Genomic DNA, 21,344 nt, shown 5'->3' with positions numbered 1-21,344 from the left:
AACGCTAACTTACTAACGCCAGGGAATGCCATGAACCATCACGATAAGCCGTTAACCCTGCTAGGCGACCTTACCGCCGCAGACTTTCTGGCCAATTATTGGCAGCAAAAGCCGCTGCTGATTCGTGGCGCAATACCCGACTTCATCAGCCCCATTGAAGCCGATGAGCTGGCGGGTCTTGCCTGCGAGCCTGGCGTAGAAGCGCGCCTGGTCGAAGAAGAAGGCCCGGATGGCCCCTGGCAGGTCTCCCACGGCCCCTTCGATGAAGCCACCTTCGAACGGCTGCCAGAAAATAACTGGAGCCTACTGGTGCAAGCGGTTGACCACTATGTGCCCGCGGTGGCAGCACTGATGGATGAGTTTGACTTCCTTCCCCGCTGGCGGCTCGATGACGTAATGATCAGCTACGCGCCTCCTGGCGGCAATGTGGGCGCGCACATCGATCAATACGACGTTTTCCTACTCCAAGCCAGCGGTCACCGTCGCTGGCAGTTGGGCGGCAAATTAACGGAAGATGCGCCAATCATTCAGGGTATCGATCTACGTATACTGAAGGAATTTACCGTAGAGTCAGACTCAGATTGGGTGCTTGACCCCGGCGATATGCTTTATCTTCCCCCTGGCTGGGCGCATCACGGCGTCAGCCAGAGCGACGACTGCATGACCATTTCGGTGGGCTTTCGTGCGCCCTCCGCCGATGAGGCGATCACCTCATATGCGGACTACCTCGGCGAACAGCTCCCTGCCTCTCAGCGTTACAGCGATGCGGGCATGGCGCCTGCCCTGCAGCCAGGTGAACTGGACGACGCTGCGGTAGAGCGGATGCGTCAGCTGATTATGTCGACGCTGGATAACCCGACCCAAGTCGCCCAGTGGTTTGGCCGGGTGATGACGCAACCAAAATATGTCGACCAAGTGGTACCGCTTGAAGCACCAATGACCGAAGTGGCGCTTGTTGCTCAGCTACAAGATGGCGATCCGCTCTATCATATGCCTGGCTCACGCTTTGCTTGGCGCAGCGACGTCAGCGGCACCACGCTATTTGTCGATGGCGATGGCCACGCTTGCTCGGCTGAGTTGGCTAAACGCCTTGCCGACTCTACCCCGCTTTATGCTGAAGACCTCGAACTTGACGGTGCTGCTGCGCTCATCACACAGTTGGTCAATACCGGGAGCCTGGGCTTTATGGGCGATGAAGGTGACGACGAGGAGTATTGATGGCGATTACCCACATAAGCACGGGTGACTGGGAAACGCTTGGACAGGCGGCCAGCGAGATCCGCCGTAGAGTGTTTATTGACGAACAAAACGTGCCCCAGGAAGAGGAGTGGGATGGCCTGGATCCTGAGTGCCAGCACTTTCTAGCACTCCTCGACGGGCAGCCGGTAGGCACCGCACGCCTGCTGCCCGATGCCCATATTGGTCGTGTTGCGGTGCTGGCTGATGCCCGTGGCACCGGCATTGGCGTACTGCTGATGCAGGCCGCTATTGAAGCGGCTCGCCATGCAGGTCACGCCCAGGTGGCACTTAGCGCTCAGGTGCATGCCCTGACGTTTTATGAGCGGCTAGGCTTCGTCGCCCACGGCGAAGAGTTTCTCGATGCGGGCATCCCCCATCGAGAAATGACGCTTTCGCTCGCGGAATAGATCCTCTTGTTTGATCTCTAGCACTGCTTCGGCAGTGCTTTTTTATGCTCACTTGACGCCCTCCTGACGAAAAACCACTACACAAACCTACCGCTTTATTATCCCTCTGTAGTCGGGTTACAACCCACTGTGCCCCCAAGTGTCAATTGTTGAATGAGCGATCCTAGTAGATAGTTGTTGCATTGCAGCGTTATGGCGAATGCTTTAAGCCCGCAATGCTGTATCAGATGCCTCTAGCACTGATGTCTCTAAGCTAGCACCCCAGACGATTGGCTTAGAGACGATCGACCTAGAGACGATTGACTTAGTGACAGTAACGCGAAATTCAATGATGCTGAATACAACTTCGCAGGTGCAGCATAAGTAAGTGCTAATTTGCGAAACATCATCAAGACCAAAGAGGGTAAGCTCATGACAGGACTGCTCGACGATATCAAAGCCATGGCCCAGCTACGCGAAGCACAAGGCGGCAAATGGGAAGCCATCAAACCTGAGTACGCTGCCCGTATGCGCGCTCAAAACCGTTTCCACACCGGCCTGGACATTGCTCGCTACACCGCCAAAGTCATGCGCGAAGATATGGCCGCTTACGATGCTGATACCGCCCAGTACACCCAGTCACTGGGCTGCTGGCACGGCTTTATCGGTCAGCAGAAGCTTATCTCGATCAAAAAGCACTTTGGCACCACCAAACGTAGCTACCTCTACCTGTCAGGCTGGATGGTGGCCGCGCTGCGCTCCGAGTTCGGCCCGCTGCCCGACCAGTCAATGCACGAAAAAACGTCCGTCGCGGATCTGATCGAAGAGCTCTACACCTTCCTAAAACAAGCCGATGCATGGGAACTCAATCACCTGTTCCGCGCCCTGGATGAAGCCAAAGAGGCGGGCGACAGCGGCAAACAGAAGGAACTGATCAGCAAAATCGATAACTATGAAACCCATATCGTCCCCATCATTGCCGATATCGATGCGGGCTTTGGTAACGCAGAAGCCACCTACCTGCTGGCCAAGAAGTTTATTCAAGCGGGCGCCTGCTGTATCCAGCTGGAAAACCAAGTCTCTGATGAAAAGCAGTGCGGTCACCAGGACGGTAAAGTTACCGTACCTCATGAAGACTTTTTAGCCAAAATCAACGCCGTACGTTACGCCTTTTTAGAACTTGGTATTGAAGATGGCGTAATCGTAGCGCGCACCGACTCTCTCGGCGCTGGTTTGACGCAAAAAATTGCCGTCACCAATGAACCAGGCGATCTAGGCGATCAGTACAACAGCTTCCTGGACGGCGATGTGATTGAGAACGCTGCCGATATCAACAACGGCGACGTTGTCATCAAGCAGAACGGCAAGCTGATGAAACCCAAGCGCCTCGCCTCTGGCCTCTACCAGTTCAAACCCGGCACTGGCGAAGACCGCGTGATTCTCGACTGTATCACCAGCCTGCAAAACGGTGCCGACTTGCTGTGGATTGAAACCGAGAAGCCCCACGTTGGCCAGATCGCCAGCATGGTTAACCGGATTCGTGAAGTAGTGCCGGATGCCAAACTCGTCTACAACAACTCACCGTCGTTCAACTGGACGCTGAACTTCCGCCAGCAGGTGTTCGATGCCTGGCAGGAAGAGGGAAAAAATGTGTCAGCTTACCAGCGCGACAAGTTGATGAGCGCCGAGTACGACAACACCGAACTAGGTCAGTTAGCTGACGAGTGGACGCGTAACTTCCAGCGCGACTCATCACGCGAAGCGGGCATCTTCCACCACTTGATCACTCTGCCGACTTACCATACCGTCGCCCTGTCTACCGACAATCTGGCGAAAGGCTACTTCGGCGACGAAGGCATGCTGGCTTACGTAAAAGGCGTACAACGCCAGGAAATCCGCCAGGGAATCGCCACGGTTCGTCACCAGGATATGGCGGGTTCCAATATTGGTGATGACCACAAAGAGTTCTTCCACGGCGATGCTGCGCTCAAAGCCGGTGGCAAAGACAACACCATGAATCAGTTTGGCTAATGAGCAGGTTTTAACCCCTTAACTCACCATGCAAACCCTACAACAGGAGGCCTTCAGGCCTCCTGTTTTTACTTGTCTAGCGGTATTTGCACACTGTTTTCTTAATACACTGTTAGACTCTCGATTAAGCTATTTTTGGGCTACAGCTTGCTCAGCTTTGATCTTTTTAAACGATCGCTGGTCAAAGCCATTAGCATCGGCTATCTTTAACGAACACTGTTCTATAACTGCAATCGCTCCTCAAACCGTTCTCTGAATGACAGCTATGTGGGCGACAGTTATCAACATAGACACCCTGGAGGTTTTAATGAAACGTCTTCTTTTACCCGTTGCCGCACTAAGCATTCTCACCCTAGCTGGCTGCGCCAACACATCCGGCTACTCTGGCGATGTCTATAGCGGTAACCAGGCTAAAACGAGCCAAAGCGTCACTTATGGCACCATCGTGGCGGTTCGTCCGGTACAGATTCAGGCAGAAAGCCGTGCAGGCGGCCTTTTAGGCAGTGGTGGTGGCGCGATCATTGGTGGCCTTCTGGGCAACCAAGTCGGTGGTGGCTCTGGTCGTCAATTGGCAACGGTTGCTGGTGCACTCGGTGGTGCGGTGGCAGGTACGGCCGCTGAAGATGCGACTAACCGCGTCAACGCGCTGGAGATGGAAATTCGTCGTGACGACGGCTCTGATATCGTTGTCGTTCAGCGCGCAGACCGCCAATTCCAAGCCGGTCAGCGTGTTCGCCTGATCGGTAGTGGTGGTAGCGTAAGCGTTGCGCCTTATTGATTTAAGCAGCGTTAATGAATAGCGCTTGATCACATCAAAAAAGCCCGGCCATCACATTAGATGGCCGGGCTTTTTTAATGGCTATTTTTGACCGTTTTGTAACTATCGGCGAAGTCAGTGAACTTTGCTGCCCGCCCAGTTCACCAGCGCCATGACTGCCCATCCAATAAGCGCCAGCAGAATAACCACCAGCAGCATATCAACCGGCTTCACTAACGTTGTCGCGCCCAACACTGCCAACGTAATCACCCATAGATAACGGTTATCGCCATGCGTTTTCAAAAAACCAGGCAACACCTTATCTAACCCCTGGCTGAAGCCGCTGTTCCAGCGCTGATTCGCAAAGTAGGCAATCAGGCAGAAAGCGATAAGCCAAATAATCAAGATCGTCATTGCATGCTCCAAAAGTGATTGGGTAAAGGAAAAAGTGATGGTCGTAGGGTATCCCTGGACACCCTGGTGCGCAATACCGCCGAAAGTGGTGAGTAGGAAAAAGCGCCGCTACCCCCTGACAAGCCAGCCCACACGCGTTACCATATTGGAACATGCACTCACCGAAAGGTTATTCCATGCAAATTGCGCAAAACTCGGTTGTCGCGTTTCACTACACCCTGACCAACGATGCAGGTGAAGTGCTAGACAGTTCCGAAGGCCGCGAGCCGCTTACCTACCTCCACGGCGCCGGCAATATCATTCCAGGCCTTGAGAAAGAGCTGGAAGGCCGTGCAGCAGGCGATAAGCTGAACGTTGCCGTATCCCCTGAAGAAGGTTATGGCGAGCTGCAAGAGCAGCTGATGCAAGAAGTACCGCGCGATGCGTTCCAAGGCGTTGAAAGCATTGAGCCGGGCATGCAGTTCCAAGCCCAGACCCAAGGCGGCCCGCTGATGGTTACCGTCAAGAAAGTCGAAGGCGATACGGTTGTGGTTGATGGCAACCACCCGCTGGCAGGTCAGCAGCTCAACTTTGATGTTGAGATCGCTGAAGTACGTGAAGCCAGCGCTGAAGAAGTTGAGCACGGCCACGTGCACGGCGAAGGCGGCGTTGAGCACTAAGACGCTCGCGTAACCGTTGCAAAAAGGGTGACCCAATCGGGTCGCCCTTTTTTATGCCTGACAACAAACCTGTCTACTCATCGGGTATCAGCACAAGCTGCCCGTGGCGCACGCTTCGCGACGACGTTACTTCGGCGGCAAACTGTTTGAGCGCCCGCCCCTGGCCTTTGAGCAGCGCCACTTCCAGGCAGCTGTCGTGATTGATATGCACATGCAGGGTCGACAGCGTCAGGTCATGATGGTCATGGGAGTGGCGCGTTAAACGCTTGGAGAGCTCGCGGGCGGCATGATCATAAACATACACCAGCGCGCCCATGCAGGGCGAATCCGGTGCGGCCTCTTCCCTTACCTGCTTTAAACCACTGCGGGTCAAATCGCGAATTGCCTCTGAGCGATTCTGATAGCCGCGCTCATGCATCAGCGTATCTACCTCCGCCAGCAGCTCCTCATCAAGCGTTACCGTTACACGCTGCATTCACGCCCCCTCAATTGATTCACTTTTCATGTGTCGCCCATGCCGCTAGTATGATGTTATTGATAAAAGATCATACTAATGACAGCAAGGATAAAGCGATGCCTGGATTACCTCGGCCTATCTTACTGGGTATTGCACTTAGTTGCTTAGCCCTCGGTTGTTCAGTGGCCACGAGCGCCGTGCAGGCAAAAGAGCAGTTAGTGCTCGCCATTGGCGGCGAGCCCGAGCAGGGCTTTGACCCGCTACTGGGCTGGGGACAATACGGCAATCCGCTGTTCCAGTCGACGCTGCTCTCCCGGGGCAGAGACCTTACGCCACAGCCTGAATTGGCTACCCAGTGGTCACTTTCTGAAGATCGTCTAACATGGACACTCACCCTGCGCGGCGATGCCCGTTTTGCCGACGGCACGCCGCTGACCGCTGCAGACGTGGCCTATACCTTCAACGCAGCGGCCAAGGCAGGTGGGCGTGCCGACCTAAGTGCTCTGGATCATGCGCAAGCCGTGGATGAGTATACCGTCACGCTTCATCTCCGCGCCCCTCATATCACCTTTGTTGATCAGCTAATGACGCTGGGGATTGTGCCGAGCGCCGAACGTGACAACGGCTATAGCGAGCAGTATGGCCGCCAGCCCCTGGGTTCCGGCCCCTATCAACTGGTCGAGTGGCAGGAAGGCGAGCAGTTGATTGTTGAACGTAATCCTTACTTCTACGGCCCGACGCCCGCCTTTGAACGGCTAGTATTTCGATTTACCGGTGAAGACGCCACGCTAAGTGCCGCCCATGCTGGCCAGGTTGATATCGCCACGGTGCCGCCAGCGCTGGCGGCCAATGTACCGGCGCATATGCAGCGGGTCATCATGGAAAGCGTCGATAACCGTGGCATTCTGTTCCCCATGCAGCCTGCCAATGGCGAGCACGCTGAATCAGGGGCACCGATTGGCAACGATGTGACCGCCGACCTTGCCATCCGCCAAGCCATCAACCTTGCCGTCGACCGCGATACGCTGGTCGAGGTAGCGCTACATGGATTCGGCCGCCCCGCGTTCGGCCCTGCCGATGGCCTAGCCTGGAGCGATGACGAAGAACATGTCGACGCGCCCGACCTGGCCCGTGCTGGAGAGATACTGGATGCCGCAGGCTGGGCGTTGCACGACGATGGCCTGCGCTATAAAGAGGGCCTGCCCGCTAGCTTTCGACTTACCTACCCCGCCAGCGATACCACCCGGCAGCTGCTCGCGGAAGTCAGCGCCGAAATGGTGCGCCCCCTGGGTATTGAGATGCAGCCCACCGGCCGCCACTGGGACGAAATCCAGCGTGAAGCGCTGCACCAGGACGCCATCATGTTCGGCTATGGCAGCCACAGTCCTCAGGAAATTTACTACCTTTTCCATAGCCAGCATGCGGGCTATGGCTTCTATAACAGCGGCTTTTACGCCAACCCGGAAGTTGATGCCCACCTTGACGCCGCCCAGGCGGCTGACAGCCCCGAGCAAGCCAATCAGTACTGGCAAGCCGCCCAGTGGGATGGCACGACCGGCTATGGCCTGCGCGGCGAAACTAGCTGGGCCTGGCTGGTCAATCTTGAGCACGTCTACTTTGCCGATAGCTGCTTGGACGTTGGCGAGCTGGGCGTAGCGCCCCACGGCCACGGCTGGCCGATCACTGCTAACCTGCTTGAGTGGCGTTGGACGTGCGAGGAATAGTGCTTCTCGCCATGCGGCTGTCACGCCTGAGCCTGGTGCTGCTGTGCGTGGCACTGGTCTCGTTTGGGCTAATGATGGCCTCGCCTATCGATCCAATCGATGCCTACCTAGGCCCTCAGATGGCCCAGGTTAGCCCTGAGCAGCGCGAATTAATCGCCCAGCGCTGGGGGTTTGATGAGTCTCCTGCTGTCCAGTTTGGCCACTGGCTGCGGCAATTAGCGGCCGGAGATTTAGGCTGGAGCCATGTGTATAACCAGCCGGTTAGCGAGGTGATTGGTCAGCGCTTTCAGCGCTCGATTGCACTATTAAGCAGCGCTTGGCTACTTTCGGCGCTACTGGGATTTAGCCTTGGCGTTGTAGCCGGCGCCAAAGAGGGCTCCAGGCTGGATAAAGTTATTAGCACCTATGCCTACCTGACCGCCTCCACCCCCGCCTTCTGGCTGGCGATACTTGCTGTGCTGCTCTTTTCAGTAACGCTAGGCTGGACACCCACCTGCTGCGCTGGCCCAGCGGGCACCTTAAGCCAAGATGTCACTCTTGCTACACGCCTTCACCATCTCGTGCTGCCGATCGCCACCCTGGCTCTGCTGGGCATTGCCAATATCACTTTGCACACCCGCGCCCGTATGCTTGAGCTAATGCGCTCAGACGTTGCTATCCACGCCTTCGCCCAGGGCGCCAGCCGCCTCGATGTGGCCTGGCGCCACGGTCTTCGCCACGCCAGCTTACCGGCGATTACCCTGGCGTTTGCCTCGCTGGGCGAGCTGTTTGGCGGCTCCATATTGATCGAGCAGGTATTTGCCTACCCAGGACTAGGCCAAGCCACAGTGGCGGCCGGTCTGCGTAGTGATGTTCCACTGCTGCTGGGCATTGCCCTCTTTACCGCACTGTTTGTCAGCGTCGGCAATATGATCGCCGATACGCTCTATGGTGTCATAGACCCCCGCATTAAGCAGGGGAACCTATGAGACTCACCCTAACAAACCGGAATACTCAACCGCGCCTGCGTGCCGCCTTCAGCCTGGGCGTCGCCGTTCTGCTGGTCGCGGGGCTGGTCGCTAGCCAGTGGCTATTAGGTGATGCAGCCCAGCAGATGCAGTTTGACGCTCGGCTGGCCCCGCCGAGCGTTGACCACTGGCTGGGTACCGACGCACTAGGCCGGGAACTGTGGGCGCGCACGTTGGCAGGGCTGGCGTTAAGCTTTTGGGTGGGCTGCTTGGCGGCACTACTGAGCACGCTGATTGCATTGAGCCTGGCAACGCTGGCCACGCTGTCAGCGCGCCTGGATGCGTTGGTAAGCCTGCTGATTGATACGTTGCTCAACGTGCCCCACCTGATTTTATTGATGCTAATCGCCTTTGCCCTGGGCGGCGGCACCCAAGCAGTGATTATTGCCGTGGCTGTCACCCACTGGCCGAGTTTGGCCCGGGTGCTGCGCGCCGAGCTGTTGCAACTGCGTCAAGCGCCTTATGTGCGCATTTCTCGTGCGCTGGGTAAATCGCGCTGGTTTGTGCTCCATGGCCACCTGCTCCCCCATTTGCTTCCTCACTGTTTGGTCGGCGCGCTACTGTTATTTCCCCATGCGATTCTCCACGAAGCCGCCTTGACCTTTTTGGGCTTTGGCCTAAGCCCCAGCCAGCCCGCTATTGGCGTGCTGCTGGCCGACGCCATGCGTTACCTAAGCGGCGGCTACTGGTGGCTGGGGGTATTTCCCGGCTTGGGGCTGTTACTGATGGTGCTGGGTTTCGAGCGCCTTTCCAGCCGCTTGCGCAGTGCGCTTTAGCACTTTTCAGAAAACCGCTAGCTGTAAAAACTATTGATAGGAGGCCTACCGTGTTAACGATTGATCAATTATCGCTACAGCTGCCTTTGTATGCCTCCTGGTGGAAGCGCGACTGGGCCACCTGCCTGGATGCATTTTCACTAACGCTTTCCCCTGGAGAGGTACATGCAGTGGTGGGCGCCTCCGGTGCCGGAAAAAGTCTGTTGGCCTATGCGATTATGGGTTTACTACCGACACCCGCGCGTTTGAATGGGCAGCTTTACTACCAAGGAAAACCACTCGATGACATTCGCCAACGCCAGCTTCGCGGCCGAGAGCTGGCGCTGATTCCCCAATCGCTAAGCGCCTTAGACCCGCTGGTGCGTACGCAACGCCAGGTGGCCTGGGCGGCCCAGCGCGCAGGCCAATCATCAGCCCACGCTTGGCGCTCTTCCCAACAAGCCCTCGACCACTATCAGCTAGACGCCCGTGCACAGCAGGCCTATGCCCATGAGCTTTCCGGCGGGATGGCACGCCGTGTGTTGACGGCCATGGCCCATGTCAGCCAAGCCAAGCTGGTGATTGCAGACGAACCCAGCGTGGGTCTTGACCCACACCAGCGCCAGCGTGTGTTAGCAGCTCTGCGCGGGCTGGCCGACCAAGGCAAAACGGTGATGTTAATCACTCACGACCTGCGCCACGCCCTACCGATTGCTGACCGCGTCACCATTATGCGTACCGGCAAGCGGGTTGAAACCGCGCCTGTCAATGCTTTTCAAGGCACCGGCGACTCGCTAACCCATGATTATTCAAAGGCATTGTGGCAGGCGCTACCGGATAATCACTTTTCGACCAGCGAGACAAGCCGGACGCCACAGCTGCAACAGGAGGCAGACGTTGCTTAAAGCGCACCAACTTCGTTTTCAGTTTGCTAACAGCGCGCCATTGCTGCGGGCTCTTTCACTGACGCTGAACGCGGGTCAATGGCTAGGGCTAAGCGGCGACTCTGGGGCAGGTAAATCAACGCTGGGCAAACTGCTAGCGGGCTATTTAGCGCCTCAAACGGGCGCTGTCACGCTGGATGGCGCGGCGCTACCGAAAAGCGGCGTGCAGCCCGTGCAGTGGCTGCCACAATCGCCGGAGCTGGCGGTCAACCCACGCTGGCGGGTAGGCAAAATACTGCGGGAAGCCTGGACACCTTCCGACGCCCAGTGCCAAGCGTTTGGCGTGCAGCCAAGCTGGCTATCGCGCTTTCCACAATCACTATCGGGGGGAGAGTTACAGCGGGTATGCGTGTTGCGGGCACTCGCCCCGGAGGTGCGCTTTCTGGTCGCTGATGAGATCTCCACCATGCTCGACCCGATTACCCAGCTTGAGCTTTGGCAGGCGTTAAAACGAGAGGCGGAACAGCGCCAGCTTGGCGTGCTGGTGATTAGTCACGACAGCGCCCTGCTGGAACGGCTTTGCCCACAGCGCTTGCACTTAAGCGATGGTCAATTGACGAGCATCTAGCTAATAGTTTGACGACGCTCAAAACGCCATAGGCCTAAAGCAATCATTAGCGTGATACTTAGCAGCAGCCACGAGCCTATGGTGACGCCCAACCAACCGGCCCATTGCCAGAAAGGTTCCAGCCAGAAGCCGCCCAAACTGGCCCCCACATAGTAAAATACCAAGTAAAGCGCCGAGGCGCTGCCCCGGGCGCCCTGGGCATAACGGCCTACCCAGCTGGAGGCCAACGAATGGGCCAGGAAAAAGCCGAAGGCATTGACGGTTAAGCCGATGATAATCAGCACCAGCGAGTCCGCTAACGTAATCGCCGTGCCCAGCATTAACGTCACTACCCCCACCATCATGCATGCTGCGGGAGAAAACCGCCCAGCCAGCCGCCCAGAAATCATCGAACCGAAGGTACCGCCGAGATAGGTCAAAAAAATCAGCCCCAGACCGCTGGCGGCTAATTGATACGGCGCTGCCGCCAACCGAAAGGTGATATAGCTGTATTGATTAATAAAAATCAGGAAGTTGATACCCCCTAAGCAGTAAGCGGCGAGCAGCACCGGGTTGCGTAAATGAGTGACTAAATCGCTTACTGCTTTGCGCAGCTCGAAGCGCTGGGGAATAAAGGCACGGCTATTGGGCAACAGGCGCCAAAATAGCACACAGCCGACAAGCGTCATAAGGCCTACAGCTAGGAATGCCGCGGTGGGGCCGCCTATTTCAGCGGCGCTACCGCCGACAATACGTCCGCTAATGCCACCGAGGGAATTGGCGCCAATATAGAGCCCTACGGCGCTTAACAGCGCAGGCTTGTCAAACTCATCGCCCATCCAAGCGATCGCCACTGCTGGCAGACCGCCCAGCACAAAGCCCTGCACCAGGCGTAGCAGCAGCAAGCTTTCAAAGGTGGGGGCAAAGGCCAAGGCAATCGAACAGCCGCCTGCTAACAGCAGTGTGATACGCATGATACCTTCGCGGCCAATAGCATCCGAAAGGGGGCCGAAGACCAACAGCGCAATAGCTAAGGAGAGAGTCGACGCTGACATCAGCAGACTGACGCCTAAGGTAGAGACCTGATAGGTCTCCTTTAACCCTGGCAGCAGCGGCTGCGGTGCGTATAAATTGATAAAAACAAGAAATGAGCCAAGGCAAAGCGCCAAGGTGGCGCGCCACCAGGCGCGCGTTTTGGCTTCAATCATGCCATTCCTAGAGTAAGAAACGTCCGGCTACTGGAAAACGTTGCCGCCCAGCTGGGCCAGATGCGTTGGCTCCAGCGCGCGACGTGACTGCCAGTAGTAGCGCTGCCAGTAACTATTATCCAGGCTGGAAATAATCACCCCTTTTGAGGTCGAGGCGTGGAGAAAATAACCATCGCCCACATAGATCCCCACATGGTTATAGCGACCCGGCGGGCGGAAGAACACCAGATCGCCCGCCTGCAGCTCTTGGCGGTCGATCGAGCGTCCCTCGTGTACTTGGCCACGGGTGGAGCGCGGAAGCTCTAAATTAAAGGTGTCACGGTAAACATTGCGAACCAGGGCCGAACAGTCGATGCCTCTCTCTGAGGTGCCACCAATTCGGTAAGGCGTTCCTGCCCAGCGCTGATGTTGAGCCAACAGCGCCTCGCGAATCACTGTTGGCGGCGGTACTTGCAAACTGCGCAGATGCGCATCGATAGGATCAACCGGAGACATTTGCGGGTTCGCCCCCATTCCCGGTAACGTCATCGAGAAGTAATTCTCAGGGGCCTGCATATTGCTCTGTCGCGCAGAACCTGCACAGCCAGCAACCAATGTAACTATAAAACAAACACTTACAACACGGACAGCGGTCACAGCGGGGCGTGGGAACGCAACCATGCGATTAACCTCGTGACATTAATAAGAGGATGGTATGAAAAAACTCATTTTTCTATGCACGACTATAAGCTAGTTATCATATGTTTGGCGAGCATCAATGTAACGTGCGCTGATCGCCGGGCAGAGTATCAATATGCAGTGGCGCAAAATGGCGTGGTTTATTGCCCGGAAAATCCAAACTTACCCATGGGCCAGCCAAGACCGGCGCACCGCATACCCAAGCCACCAGCGCCTGACGGAAACCGGCTAAAAAGCTTTCCCGCTCCGGAGTTTCGCCCATAAAAAAAGAAAAGCCAGCGTACATTCCCATAGCATACTCCTGCCACCCGGCATAATGATCCGCCGCCAATTGGTAAGCACGATCCAATACCTTGGCAAAGGCCGCGCTATCCAGCCAGCCAAGCTGCCGGGCGGCAATGGCCAGATCGACCAGTTGGGCAATATCCCAGGCCGCCATATCCACCTCATTACAGCCGTCTTCGTTGTCACGCACACGGCGTAAGCGAAGCAGATGGTGGCGCTCATCTTCAGCACAGTCGCCGGATTCAAGAATGGCGATCTCAGCGCTTAAGCGCTCAGTGTTGAGCGTATAGGGCGCATAGTTAATCTGATATTCCTGGCGATCCCCCGATTCGAGCATGTAACTCAAAAAATCCTGCATATCGCCAGCATTGCTCAAGTGGTAGTGGCTCTCCACCCACTCGCGAATCTCGGCGCACTCGCGGGCGCTCTCGGGCTGGGGCTCACTCCACACCGCACTATTTAACGGTCCCACCAATGACATGGCAGTAAAGTGGCTCAACGTAGGGCGACTGCCCGGCTCGCACCAGGCATCGTGACGCCAATCCAGCCAGTGAAAGAGGCTGCCCGGATCTTCAATATGCCAAATAATTTCATTCACCAGCGAGGCGTGTTCAGGTTCGGGCAGACAGCTCTCCCAAGCGAACCAAGCGTCTAACAGCCGCTTGGCATTGGGGTAAAAACGGCACAGGCAGCTTCGCAATGCGCTGGCATGCGCCATTAACGGCGCGCGATCGAATAAACCGCTGTCGAGGGACATATGCAGATAAAAGGCGAATTTTTCGGCCATATGGATAGTCGCCGCATGGCGACTGACCCCTTTAACCGCATTGCGCTGTTTAAGCTCTTCCGGGGTCGGCTGACCAAACCAGCTTTGCGAAGGGGGCAAAACACCGTGCACAGCGTCAGCTGCCAGCTGATTAAGGTGGTGCGCCTGGGCGGGCAGCCAGTAGCGCGCCATTGCATGAGCGCCTTCATCGGCATGTAGGCCAAGTGACTCCTGCAAATACAGCGCCGCGTCGGCACGCTGCTCTTCCGGTAGCGCCGCGGAGGGGTCTATCTGGCGCAGCATGGCATCCGGCTCACGTACGCTGGCCAGCGCCAACAGCCAGTGATGGGGGGTGTTGCGCCATTGACGAATGCGCGTTTGAGACGCTTTGAGCGCGGGCTCGTCTAACAGCTCCCGCGGCGAGCGCTTCCAAGGGCTATGGCCGCTGTGCAGCAGTAACCGATGCCGCTCGCTGGGTGTTTTTCCCCGCCGATCAATGCCGTCAAAAAGACTCTGCCCGCGCCCGTAGGCGTTCAGCACCGCGTACCAATCGTGATAGCGGCGACTGATCAAATCGGCGGCATGCCCCGCTAAGTCATCAGCCTCTTCCTGGCTAAGCAAGCCAGAGCAGGCGCCGGCCCAGGCGAGTTCAACAATCCGCAGCCAATCCCAGGCCGCCCACTCCAGGGGCTCGCCTTGGGTGACGAATTTATTCAGCACCGGCGCATAGGGCGACTCTTCTACCACACTACGCTGCCACTCCATGCGCTGGGCATTGTCCATACTTAATAGCTCACGGGCTTCGATATCCCAGCGCTGGCGCTCGCCTTGAGCGCCTAGCCATAGCATCACGCCAATAAGCGCGTCACGGTCATGGACATCCCACACATGAGCAAGCCACTCGGTAGCCTCGGGCCAATCGGTTTGACTAGCGGGATAGACAATAATCGGCCGAAAAAGCGCGCATAGTCGCCAGCTCTGCGCTTCAGGCTGTTGGGGCCATAGCGGGGCGGGAGCCGGCAGCTTAGCCAGGGCATTTTCGAGAGCCTCCCAGGTAATACCCTCGCCATCGGTTTCAAGCTTGGCCAGCGCCTGACAGGCGTCGATAAAACGGTCGTTGGCCCCCACTTCCCAACCCCGTGCGCCTAACGCACGGCGTAGATCCGCTAGCCAGGCGCGTAGATCGCTGTAATCGCTGGTGATGCGACGGGTTAGATGATGCGCCCAATGGCGGGCTTGATCAGCCTCTAACCAGCCCGCCGCCCCCGCCAGCGCGGCCCACTCTAGAGCACCTAGCAAACGGTCGGCACTGCCTGCGGGCGCACCCAGGCCATGGAACAACTGCTCGGCCAGCTCGCCCCGGCTGGTAATGCCCAGTTCCAGCAGCCGCTGTTCCGCCGCGCCTGCATCGACCGCCAACGGATGAGGAGTAAACGCCCAATCACACAGCACCAGCTGTTGGGCCCACCAGGCATTTAACGCGTCGATCAAGAGGCACCTCGAAAAAGCACAATGTCACCAGCAAAAAGCCGGAGTAAAGCTGCCTAGTGTAACGGAAAGTGGCGCTAACACCGATAGCCCTGGGCAGAGGCAGGCATAAAACGACACCGCCCGGCACAAGGCCGGGCGGTGTCATGCGGTTAGCTACTCAATCGCTAAGATTGTTTTACTTTGCTTATCACCCAAAGGAGCACTACTGCCCCCACGGTCGCGGTCACCAGCGATCCGATGAAACCACCCGCAGAGAGGCCTAAAAGGCTGAACAAAAACCCACCGACAAGCGCCCCCACAATACCGACGCCGATATTACCCAGGACGCCGAAACCGCCGCCACGCATGATGTTGCCAGCAATCCAACCAGCCAAACCACCAATGATTAACCATGCAATAAAGCCCATATAGTCTCCTTACTATTTCAATGACGGGTTTTAGCTACGTATGTTGATAGGCGTTTTACCTACCAGTCACGCTTGTTCTACCATAGCACATGGCGTTACTTTTCGGTGCCCCTAGGTATCGATGCTTAGTTACTCTTAAAGGAAAATTCATGATCCCCAGCTCGCTAAACCAACTGATTAAAAGCACTCAAGGACAGCAAACGGCTCAGTGGGAAGGCCGCGACGTAGTGCTTTTCAATATGCCGTGGGGCGAGCTGGTGATTAGCCTCCAGGGCGCTCAAGTGCTGCACTTCTGCCCTGCGGGGGATACCGATTGGCTATGGCTGACCCCGACGCCCCAGGCGCTGCCTGGCGCTATCCGGGGTGGTATACCACTCTGCTGGCCGTGGTTCGCCGACGAGCGCTTTGCCGACGAGAGCCCTAATCACGACGGCCCTTTCCATGGCCTTGCCCGCCACGCCGACTGGCGTTTGGATGCCGTTGATGAGCACGCCGAGGGAATTGAACTGCACCTCTCTCCAGCGCAGCCTCTGCATACACTGCTCACCGCCCGCTTGGTGGTACAAGCCAACGCACAGCGCTTAAACGTTGAGCTGATTAGCGAAAACATCGGCGAAACGCCGATCAAAACCAGCGGCGCGCTGCACACCTACCTAGCCGTTGCCGATACCCATCAGTGCCGCCTGGAAGGGCTTTCCGGTGCACGCTACCTCGACAAACTGCGCGATTTTGCTGAGAGTGAACAGCAAGGCACGCTGGCCGTTCAAGGCGCCGTTGACCGCATTTACCACACCAATGAAGCGGTGCTGCTCAACGATGGCGAGCGTACCCTGCGCATCGGTAAGCAGTCGAGCGACTCCACGGTGGTGTGGCACCCCAATAACGACCTGCCCAGCGACACACCTGCCGAGGTAGCGCGTCAGTTTATTTGCGTTGAAGCGGCCAATACGCGCCTAGACCCGGTCTGGCTGGTACCCGGAGCACAGCACCTGTTAGGTACCACCCTCAGCCGCGGTTAATCTTCGGTTCATTAACGCTTTGTTACCATGCACTCATTACGTTTGATGAGCTAGGGAGACCCGATGGATCCGCAACAATGGCTAGAAGCCGCCACCCTGGCGTTTAATTTAATCGGTATGGTGGTGTGTTTGGCTGGCCTGACCCTGGCGCAGAAGATGACTCGGCGCTGGCCCGGCTACACCCTGGCGGGGGTTGGTTTTTTAATTGCCACCCTGCCGATGCTTTCGCAATTGGTATTAATGTTTAGCCAATAAAGACTAGGCAAGAGCCACAAAGGGATTGAAAGGATGCGCCAGCCGTTAAGTCGCGAACTAAGCAATTTGTTGGAGCGCGGAAGGGATCGCCAGCTGCGCTTAGCGGTAACGGGCCTCTCCCAAGCAGGCAAAACCGCTTTTTTGACCTCGCTGGTCAATCAATTGCGTCACGCTGGCGTTGAGGCGCGGCTCGACTTGCTGCCCGCTGCCCGGGAAGGCCGCCTGCTCGGTGCCCAGCGGCTTAACCAGCCCGACTTAGGCGTGCCGCGTTTTCCCTACGATCCTGGCATGGCCGCACTACGCGATACGCCGCCGCGCTGGCCGGAGCCCACCCGCGGCATCAGCGAGTTACGCTTACAGCTACGCTACCGCCCTGCCCGCAGCGGCTGGTTAACACCGGAAATTGCTCACCTAACCCTGGATCTATTCGACTACCCAGGGGAGTGGCTGCTCGACCTGCCGCTATTGCAGCACGACTTTTACAGCTGGAGCCAAGCTCAGGCGCTATACGCAGGCGAACAGCGCCGCAGCCTGTTTAGCGAGTGGTTGGCAGCGGTGGAGCAGCTCGATCCGGCTGACGAAGCGGATGAGGCCCAACTTGCTGCTCTGGCCGAGGAGTACGCTCAAGGCCTGCGCCGCGCCAAGCAGGCGGGGTTTTCCGACCTCCAACCGGGGCGTTTTTTGCTGCCGGGAGAACTGGAAGGCGCGCCGGTACTGCAGTTTTTCCCGCTGCCCCAGCTTAATGCGTCTCGAGCCAATACCTCTCGAGAAGCGCTGGAGGCCCTGCCCGCCAATAGCCTCTACGCCACTCTAGCGGCGCGCTTTCGCTACTACCAGCAGCAGGTGGTCAAACCTTTCTATCGCGACCACTTCCGCCGCTTTGACCGCCAGATTGTACTGGTGGATGTACTTGGCGCGCTCAATGCCGGGCCTGAGCGCTTTGAAGACCTTTCACGAGCACTGCGACAGTTAATGCACAGCTTCGACTACGGCAAGCGCAGCCTGCTTACGCGCCTGTTCGCGCCCAAAATTGACCGGCTGGCGATTGCCGCCACCAAAGCGGATCATGTAACCCCCGACCAACACGGCCATCTGGTGCAGTTGCTTGAAGCGCTGCTGGCAGAGCCACTTAAAGACCTGCGCTTTGCCAACGTGCCGGTTAAAGCCCTCTCGCTGGCAGCGATTCGCGCTACCGAAGCCCGTGAGGTGACCCATGAGGGTAAGCGCTCACCCGCGCTACGTGGCACCACACTAGAGGGCGAAGAGGTGCTGGTTTATCCCGGCGATGTGCCCGCCCGGCTGCCCGCTGCCGATTTCTGGCAACAGCAGGGCTTTGACTTCCCCGGATTTCGCCCGATGCCAACCACCTCAGAAGCGCTGGATCATATCCGCATGGACGCCGCCATCGACTGGCTGATTGGAGACAAACTGACATGACCACCCCACAGCCGCGGCGCAATTTTAATCTGAATGAAAAGCCCGAAGAGGTCGCTGACGTAGAAACACCTCTTCGCCAGCGCGAAGCCTTTGCGGGCGCCAGCGAGCACCATCCACTAGCGCCCCTGCCAGAAGACAAAGCCCTGCCCGCTGCCAGTTTAGGTGCGCCGCGTAAACGCCGCTGGGGGCTTATATTCGCCCTGGTGGGAGGCGCCGGTTTGGGCACTGCAGAACTGGTAACAGGCATACCCGATGCATTGGCCCAATCCCAGTGGTTGACTATGGCTTGGCAGGCATTCGGAATCAGTTTGATCGGTCTAGGAGGAATCTCATTGCTCAAAGAGCTGGGCCGTTTGCGTCGCCTGAAACGCCACGACAAACTGCGCGGCGACCTTGCCGAACTGCCGCTGCGCTCACCCAAGCAGGCCCACGCCATGGCCGAGCAGCTAAGGCGCCAGCTCAAACTCGCCGACGATGACCCGCACTGGCTGGCCTTTCAACGCGCCAGCCAACCCCACCATAGCGGGGAGGAGATCCAGACGCTGCTGCGTTATCACTTGCTAGCGCCGCGTGACCGCGAGGCCCAGCGCCTAATTACCCGCATGTCCGGTGAAACCGCCATCATGGTCGCGATCAGCCCGCTAACGCTGGTGGATATGGCGCTGGTGGCCTGGCGTAGCTTGGCAATGGTCGATCGGCTCTGCCGTCTTTACGGGCTCGAGCTCGGCTACGCCAGCCGCCTGCGGTTATTTCGCAATGTGCTGCATAATATGGCCTTTGCCGGAGCCAGCGAACTGGCCACCGACGCCAGTATGGATATGCTCTCGCTGGATTTAGCCAGTCGCCTCTCCGCACGCGCAGGCCAAGGCCTCGCCACAGGGCTGCTTAGCGCGCGTCTTGGGTTACGCGCCCAGCGGCTCTGCCGTCCGGTGCCCTTCACTGCCGATGAGCAGCCCAGGATCGCCGACCTGCGCCAAGACTTGTGGCGGCAAATCAAGCGTCTCGACAAAGATAAGACCCCACAGAGCCGCGAATGAAGTAGGCGCGACGGCGCCAAGTCTGTTTTCGACCACAATTTGCGATTCAACGCTGTTTGTCCTCATGATGGGAGTTTGGCATAACATCCTCCAGTGCGGAGAAACTGTTTATGAGCACCCCCCATGATTCTGACTCGCTCCCAATAGCCAGCGATATGCAGACCGACTATGTCGTCGGTCAAGACAATATCAAGGGGCAGTTTGGCCCCATCGGTTTCGACATCCACAATCGCGTCTTTGTGGTATCAGCACTTGCCTCGGCCATTTTCATCGTCCTCACCCTGCTGTTTCCAGAGCGTGCGGGGAGCGCTTTTCAGTCCATTGTCGCTTTCTCTACGGGCACGTTGGACTGGTATTTCATGATTCTGGTCGATTTCTTTATTCTGTTCTGCTTAGCGCTGGTGGTTCTGCCCTATGGCTCAGTTAGGCTGGGCGGGGCTGATGCCCGTCCGGATCACAGTTATCTCTCCTGGTTCGCTATGCTGTTCACCGCAGGCATCGGCATCGGCCTGCTCTTCTTCGGCGTACTCGAACCGGTTTACCACGCCAATGTTTCGCTGCCCTTGGGCGTCGAGTCGCCGTTTGGTGCTGACGGTGAGCTAAACCCAGCGGCGATTGATGACGCCAGCGCCATGGGCCTGGCGGGTACCTATCTCCACTGGGGTATCCATGGCTGGGCGGTGTATATCGTCATGGCGTTAGCGTTGGGCCTGTTTACCTATAACAAGGGCCTACCCTTCTCGATTCGCTCGGCCTTCTTTCCCATTCTCGGTGAGCGCGTCTGGGGCTGGTGGGGCCATGTAATCGATATCCTGGCGGTGTTTTCCACCCTTTTTGGGCTGGCAACGTCCCTTGGGCTCGGTGCCCAGCAGGCCAATGCGGGGATGAACTTTGTCTTCGGCCTGGAAGTCAGCACCTTGACCCAGGTCATCGTCATCATTCTGGTAACGGCGGTGGCGCTAGTCTCGGTCTGGCGCGGTCTTGAAGGTGGTTTGAAGAAGCTTTCCGAGATCAATATGATCCTGGCCGTTCTGTTCTTCTTTTTTGTGCTCTTCGCTGGCCCTACCTTATTGGCCATGACGGGTTTCTGGTCGGGGCTTACCACCTATGTCACGGACTTTATTCCTCTATCCGCGCCCTTCGGTCGTGAGGACGATGCCTACCGCCAGTCCTGGACGATTTTCTACTGGGCTTGGTGGATTAGCTGGGCACCTTTCGTGGGGATGTTTATCGCTCGGGTATCCCGGGGCCGCACGGTGCGTGAATTTATCCTCTGCGTTTTGCTGGTGCCCAGTCTGTTTATCTTTATCTGGATGGGCGTCTTTGGCTCGACCGCTCTTGAACAGCTCTACGCTGACCCAGCGGGCAGCCTGGTTAAAGAGTATGTCATCGACAACTACAGACCCGAGCTTTCGCTGTTCGGCATGCTGAACGAACTACCGCTGACGGGCCTGATGTCGACCCTGGGCATCGTGTTGGCGCTGATCTTCTTTGTCACTTCCTCGGATTCCGGCTCCCTGGTCATCGATACCATCACCGCCGGTGGTAAAATCGACGCACCGCGGCCACAGCGGATGTTCTGGGCAGTGGTCGAGGGTCTCATCGCGATTGTGCTGCTTATTGGTGGTGGCCTGACCGCGCTTCAGGCAGGGGTCACCGCCACCGCTATTCCGTTCTCGATTGTGATGTTGCTAATGTGCTATTCGATCATCAAGGCGCTCAATGGCGAGTTACGGCTTATCTGCAAGTGATACCTGCAGCTAAAACCTTTAGACAACTGTAAAAAAGGCCCCCTGCTGAAACCAGCAGGGGGCTTTACTATTTCACAGCAGGTTCGAACC

The 21,344-nt window shown here is 57.4% G+C and carries 21 protein-coding genes; 15 read left to right on the top strand and 6 right to left on the bottom strand.

What is annotated here, in order from left to right; genetic code table 11:
- The first annotated feature begins 30 nt into the window (after positions 1-30).
- The 4 genes from J7J49_RS06295 (at position 31) to J7J49_RS06280 (ending at position 4,434) form a co-directional block, all read left to right on the top strand.
- Positions 31-1,218, top strand: coding sequence for a cupin domain-containing protein (locus tag J7J49_RS06295; protein WP_215091104.1), 1,188 nt, complete (start codon positions 31-33; stop codon positions 1,216-1,218).
- Positions 1,218-1,646 (top strand): GNAT family N-acetyltransferase, encoded by a 429-nt coding sequence (locus J7J49_RS06290; RefSeq protein ID WP_215091103.1) that lies wholly within the window; start codon positions 1,218-1,220, stop codon positions 1,644-1,646. The genes J7J49_RS06295 and J7J49_RS06290 overlap by 1 nt, the downstream gene beginning before the upstream one ends.
- A 411-nt stretch (positions 1,647-2,057) precedes the next feature.
- Complete coding sequence (locus J7J49_RS06285) at positions 2,058-3,656, top strand: isocitrate lyase (RefSeq protein WP_215091101.1); 1,599 nt, start codon at positions 2,058-2,060, stop codon at positions 3,654-3,656.
- A gap of 307 nt (positions 3,657-3,963) precedes the next feature.
- Positions 3,964-4,434 (top strand): outer membrane lipoprotein, encoded by a 471-nt coding sequence (locus J7J49_RS06280; protein WP_064233918.1) that lies wholly within the window; start codon positions 3,964-3,966, stop codon positions 4,432-4,434.
- A 114-nt stretch (positions 4,435-4,548) separates the two neighbouring features.
- Here J7J49_RS06280 and J7J49_RS06275 read toward each other — a convergent pair whose 3' ends face one another.
- Positions 4,549-4,827, bottom strand: a complete 279-nt coding sequence (locus tag J7J49_RS06275; RefSeq protein ID WP_215091099.1) for a hypothetical protein — start codon at positions 4,825-4,827, stop codon at positions 4,549-4,551.
- A gap of 176 nt (positions 4,828-5,003) precedes the next feature.
- Between J7J49_RS06275 and J7J49_RS06270 the strand changes: the two genes are divergently transcribed.
- Positions 5,004-5,486, top strand: a complete 483-nt coding sequence (locus J7J49_RS06270; RefSeq protein WP_007111084.1) for an FKBP-type peptidyl-prolyl cis-trans isomerase — start codon at positions 5,004-5,006, stop codon at positions 5,484-5,486.
- A 73-nt stretch (positions 5,487-5,559) separates the two neighbouring features.
- Here the strand turns inward: J7J49_RS06270 and nikR are convergent, their stop codons facing one another.
- Positions 5,560-5,961: a nickel-responsive transcriptional regulator NikR gene (gene nikR / locus J7J49_RS06265; protein WP_215091097.1), complete on the bottom strand. Its 402-nt coding sequence runs from the start codon at positions 5,959-5,961 to the stop codon at positions 5,560-5,562.
- Positions 5,962-6,059: 98 nt separating this feature from the next.
- On the opposite strand from nikR, the gene J7J49_RS06260 reads away from it, so the two are divergent.
- Genes J7J49_RS06260 through J7J49_RS06240 form a run of 5 tightly spaced genes read left to right on the top strand, consistent with a single transcriptional unit; the run spans position 6,060 to position 10,941 of the window.
- Complete coding sequence (locus tag J7J49_RS06260; RefSeq protein ID WP_215091095.1) at positions 6,060-7,667, top strand: ABC transporter substrate-binding protein; 1,608 nt, start codon at positions 6,060-6,062, stop codon at positions 7,665-7,667.
- 11 nt (positions 7,668-7,678) lie between these two features.
- Positions 7,679-8,635, top strand: coding sequence for an ABC transporter permease (locus J7J49_RS06255; RefSeq protein ID WP_251048175.1), 957 nt, complete (start codon positions 7,679-7,681; stop codon positions 8,633-8,635).
- Positions 8,632-9,450 carry an ABC transporter permease gene (locus J7J49_RS06250; protein WP_215091091.1) on the top strand — a complete coding sequence of 273 codons (819 nt, stop codon included), beginning with the start codon at positions 8,632-8,634 and terminating at the stop codon, positions 9,448-9,450. The genes J7J49_RS06255 and J7J49_RS06250 overlap by 4 nt, the downstream gene beginning before the upstream one ends.
- A 50-nt stretch (positions 9,451-9,500) precedes the next feature.
- Complete coding sequence (locus J7J49_RS06245; RefSeq protein ID WP_215091089.1) at positions 9,501-10,334, top strand: ATP-binding cassette domain-containing protein; 834 nt, start codon at positions 9,501-9,503, stop codon at positions 10,332-10,334.
- Positions 10,327-10,941 carry an ABC transporter ATP-binding protein gene (locus tag J7J49_RS06240; protein WP_064233911.1) on the top strand — a complete coding sequence of 205 codons (615 nt, stop codon included), beginning with the start codon at positions 10,327-10,329 and terminating at the stop codon, positions 10,939-10,941. The genes J7J49_RS06245 and J7J49_RS06240 overlap by 8 nt, the downstream gene beginning before the upstream one ends.
- Here the strand turns inward: J7J49_RS06240 and J7J49_RS06235 are convergent.
- The 4 genes from J7J49_RS06235 to J7J49_RS06220 form a co-directional block, all read right to left on the bottom strand.
- Positions 10,938-12,128, bottom strand: coding sequence for an MFS transporter (locus J7J49_RS06235; RefSeq protein WP_064233909.1), 1,191 nt, complete (start codon positions 12,126-12,128; stop codon positions 10,938-10,940). The genes J7J49_RS06240 and J7J49_RS06235 overlap by 4 nt on opposite strands.
- 27 nt (positions 12,129-12,155) lie before the next feature.
- The gene (locus J7J49_RS06230; RefSeq protein WP_064233907.1) at positions 12,156-12,683 is read right to left on the bottom strand and encodes a C40 family peptidase; all 528 of its coding nucleotides are present in this window, start codon (positions 12,681-12,683) and stop codon (positions 12,156-12,158) included.
- Between the two features lie 199 nt (positions 12,684-12,882).
- A complete protein-coding gene (locus J7J49_RS06225; RefSeq protein ID WP_064233905.1) occupies positions 12,883-15,348 on the bottom strand; it encodes a DUF1266 domain-containing protein in 2,466 nt (821 codons plus the stop codon).
- 164 nt (positions 15,349-15,512) lie between these two features.
- Positions 15,513-15,755, bottom strand: coding sequence for a GlsB/YeaQ/YmgE family stress response membrane protein (locus J7J49_RS06220; protein WP_064233903.1), 243 nt, complete (start codon positions 15,753-15,755; stop codon positions 15,513-15,515).
- Between the two features lie 149 nt (positions 15,756-15,904).
- On the opposite strand from J7J49_RS06220, the gene J7J49_RS06215 reads away from it, so the two are divergent.
- From J7J49_RS06215 to J7J49_RS06195, 5 genes are all read left to right on the top strand, one after another.
- Positions 15,905-16,774: a D-hexose-6-phosphate mutarotase gene (locus J7J49_RS06215; protein ID WP_215091088.1), complete on the top strand. Its 870-nt coding sequence runs from the start codon at positions 15,905-15,907 to the stop codon at positions 16,772-16,774.
- A gap of 63 nt (positions 16,775-16,837) precedes the next feature.
- The gene (locus tag J7J49_RS06210; protein WP_064233900.1) at positions 16,838-17,029 is read left to right on the top strand and encodes a hypothetical protein; all 192 of its coding nucleotides are present in this window, start codon (positions 16,838-16,840) and stop codon (positions 17,027-17,029) included.
- A gap of 33 nt (positions 17,030-17,062) precedes the next feature.
- Entirely contained in the window at positions 17,063-18,466 is a 1,404-nt protein-coding gene (locus tag J7J49_RS06205; RefSeq protein WP_215091086.1) for a YcjX family GTP-binding protein, read from the top strand.
- Positions 18,463-19,503, top strand: coding sequence for a YcjF family protein (locus tag J7J49_RS06200; RefSeq protein WP_215091084.1), 1,041 nt, complete (start codon positions 18,463-18,465; stop codon positions 19,501-19,503). The genes J7J49_RS06205 and J7J49_RS06200 overlap by 4 nt, the downstream gene beginning before the upstream one ends.
- 110 nt (positions 19,504-19,613) lie before the next feature.
- Positions 19,614-21,254, top strand: coding sequence for a BCCT family transporter (locus J7J49_RS06195; protein ID WP_251048174.1), 1,641 nt, complete (start codon positions 19,614-19,616; stop codon positions 21,252-21,254).
- The last annotated feature ends 90 nt before the right edge of the window (positions 21,255-21,344 follow it).

Origin of the sequence: Halomonas sp. ISL-56 (assembly GCF_018612805.1) — a bacterium.
Taxonomy (GTDB): Bacteria; Pseudomonadota; Gammaproteobacteria; order Pseudomonadales; family Halomonadaceae; genus Vreelandella.
This window is presented reverse-complemented; position numbering and strand designations above follow the sequence as displayed.

What these genes read in the sequence shown, in the direction of transcription:
- J7J49_RS06295 (WP_215091104.1), top strand. Translation starts at nt 31, where the DNA reads ATGAACCATCACGATAAGCCGTTAACCCTGCTAGGCGACCTTACCGCC.
- J7J49_RS06290 (WP_215091103.1), top strand. Translation starts at nt 1,218, where the DNA reads ATGGCGATTACCCACATAAGCACGGGTGACTGGGAAACGCTTGGACAG.
- J7J49_RS06285 (WP_215091101.1), top strand. Translation starts at nt 2,058, where the DNA reads ATGACAGGACTGCTCGACGATATCAAAGCCATGGCCCAGCTACGCGAA.
- J7J49_RS06280 (WP_064233918.1), top strand. Translation starts at nt 3,964, where the DNA reads ATGAAACGTCTTCTTTTACCCGTTGCCGCACTAAGCATTCTCACCCTA.
- J7J49_RS06275 (WP_215091099.1), bottom strand. Translation starts at nt 4,827, where the DNA reads ATGACGATCTTGATTATTTGGCTTATCGCTTTCTGCCTGATTGCCTAC.
- J7J49_RS06270 (WP_007111084.1), top strand. Translation starts at nt 5,004, where the DNA reads ATGCAAATTGCGCAAAACTCGGTTGTCGCGTTTCACTACACCCTGACC.
- nikR (WP_215091097.1), bottom strand. Translation starts at nt 5,961, where the DNA reads ATGCAGCGTGTAACGGTAACGCTTGATGAGGAGCTGCTGGCGGAGGTA.
- J7J49_RS06260 (WP_215091095.1), top strand. Translation starts at nt 6,060, where the DNA reads ATGCCTGGATTACCTCGGCCTATCTTACTGGGTATTGCACTTAGTTGC.
- J7J49_RS06255 (WP_251048175.1), top strand. Translation starts at nt 7,679, where the DNA reads ATGCGGCTGTCACGCCTGAGCCTGGTGCTGCTGTGCGTGGCACTGGTC.
- J7J49_RS06250 (WP_215091091.1), top strand. Translation starts at nt 8,632, where the DNA reads ATGAGACTCACCCTAACAAACCGGAATACTCAACCGCGCCTGCGTGCC.
- J7J49_RS06235 (WP_064233909.1), bottom strand. Translation starts at nt 12,128, where the DNA reads ATGATTGAAGCCAAAACGCGCGCCTGGTGGCGCGCCACCTTGGCGCTT.
- J7J49_RS06230 (WP_064233907.1), bottom strand. Translation starts at nt 12,683, where the DNA reads ATGCAGGCCCCTGAGAATTACTTCTCGATGACGTTACCGGGAATGGGG.
- J7J49_RS06220 (WP_064233903.1), bottom strand. Translation starts at nt 15,755, where the DNA reads ATGGGCTTTATTGCATGGTTAATCATTGGTGGTTTGGCTGGTTGGATT.
- J7J49_RS06215 (WP_215091088.1), top strand. Translation starts at nt 15,905, where the DNA reads ATGATCCCCAGCTCGCTAAACCAACTGATTAAAAGCACTCAAGGACAG.
- J7J49_RS06210 (WP_064233900.1), top strand. Translation starts at nt 16,838, where the DNA reads ATGGATCCGCAACAATGGCTAGAAGCCGCCACCCTGGCGTTTAATTTA.
- J7J49_RS06205 (WP_215091086.1), top strand. Translation starts at nt 17,063, where the DNA reads ATGCGCCAGCCGTTAAGTCGCGAACTAAGCAATTTGTTGGAGCGCGGA.
- J7J49_RS06200 (WP_215091084.1), top strand. Translation starts at nt 18,463, where the DNA reads ATGACCACCCCACAGCCGCGGCGCAATTTTAATCTGAATGAAAAGCCC.
- J7J49_RS06195 (WP_251048174.1), top strand. Translation starts at nt 19,614, where the DNA reads ATGAGCACCCCCCATGATTCTGACTCGCTCCCAATAGCCAGCGATATG.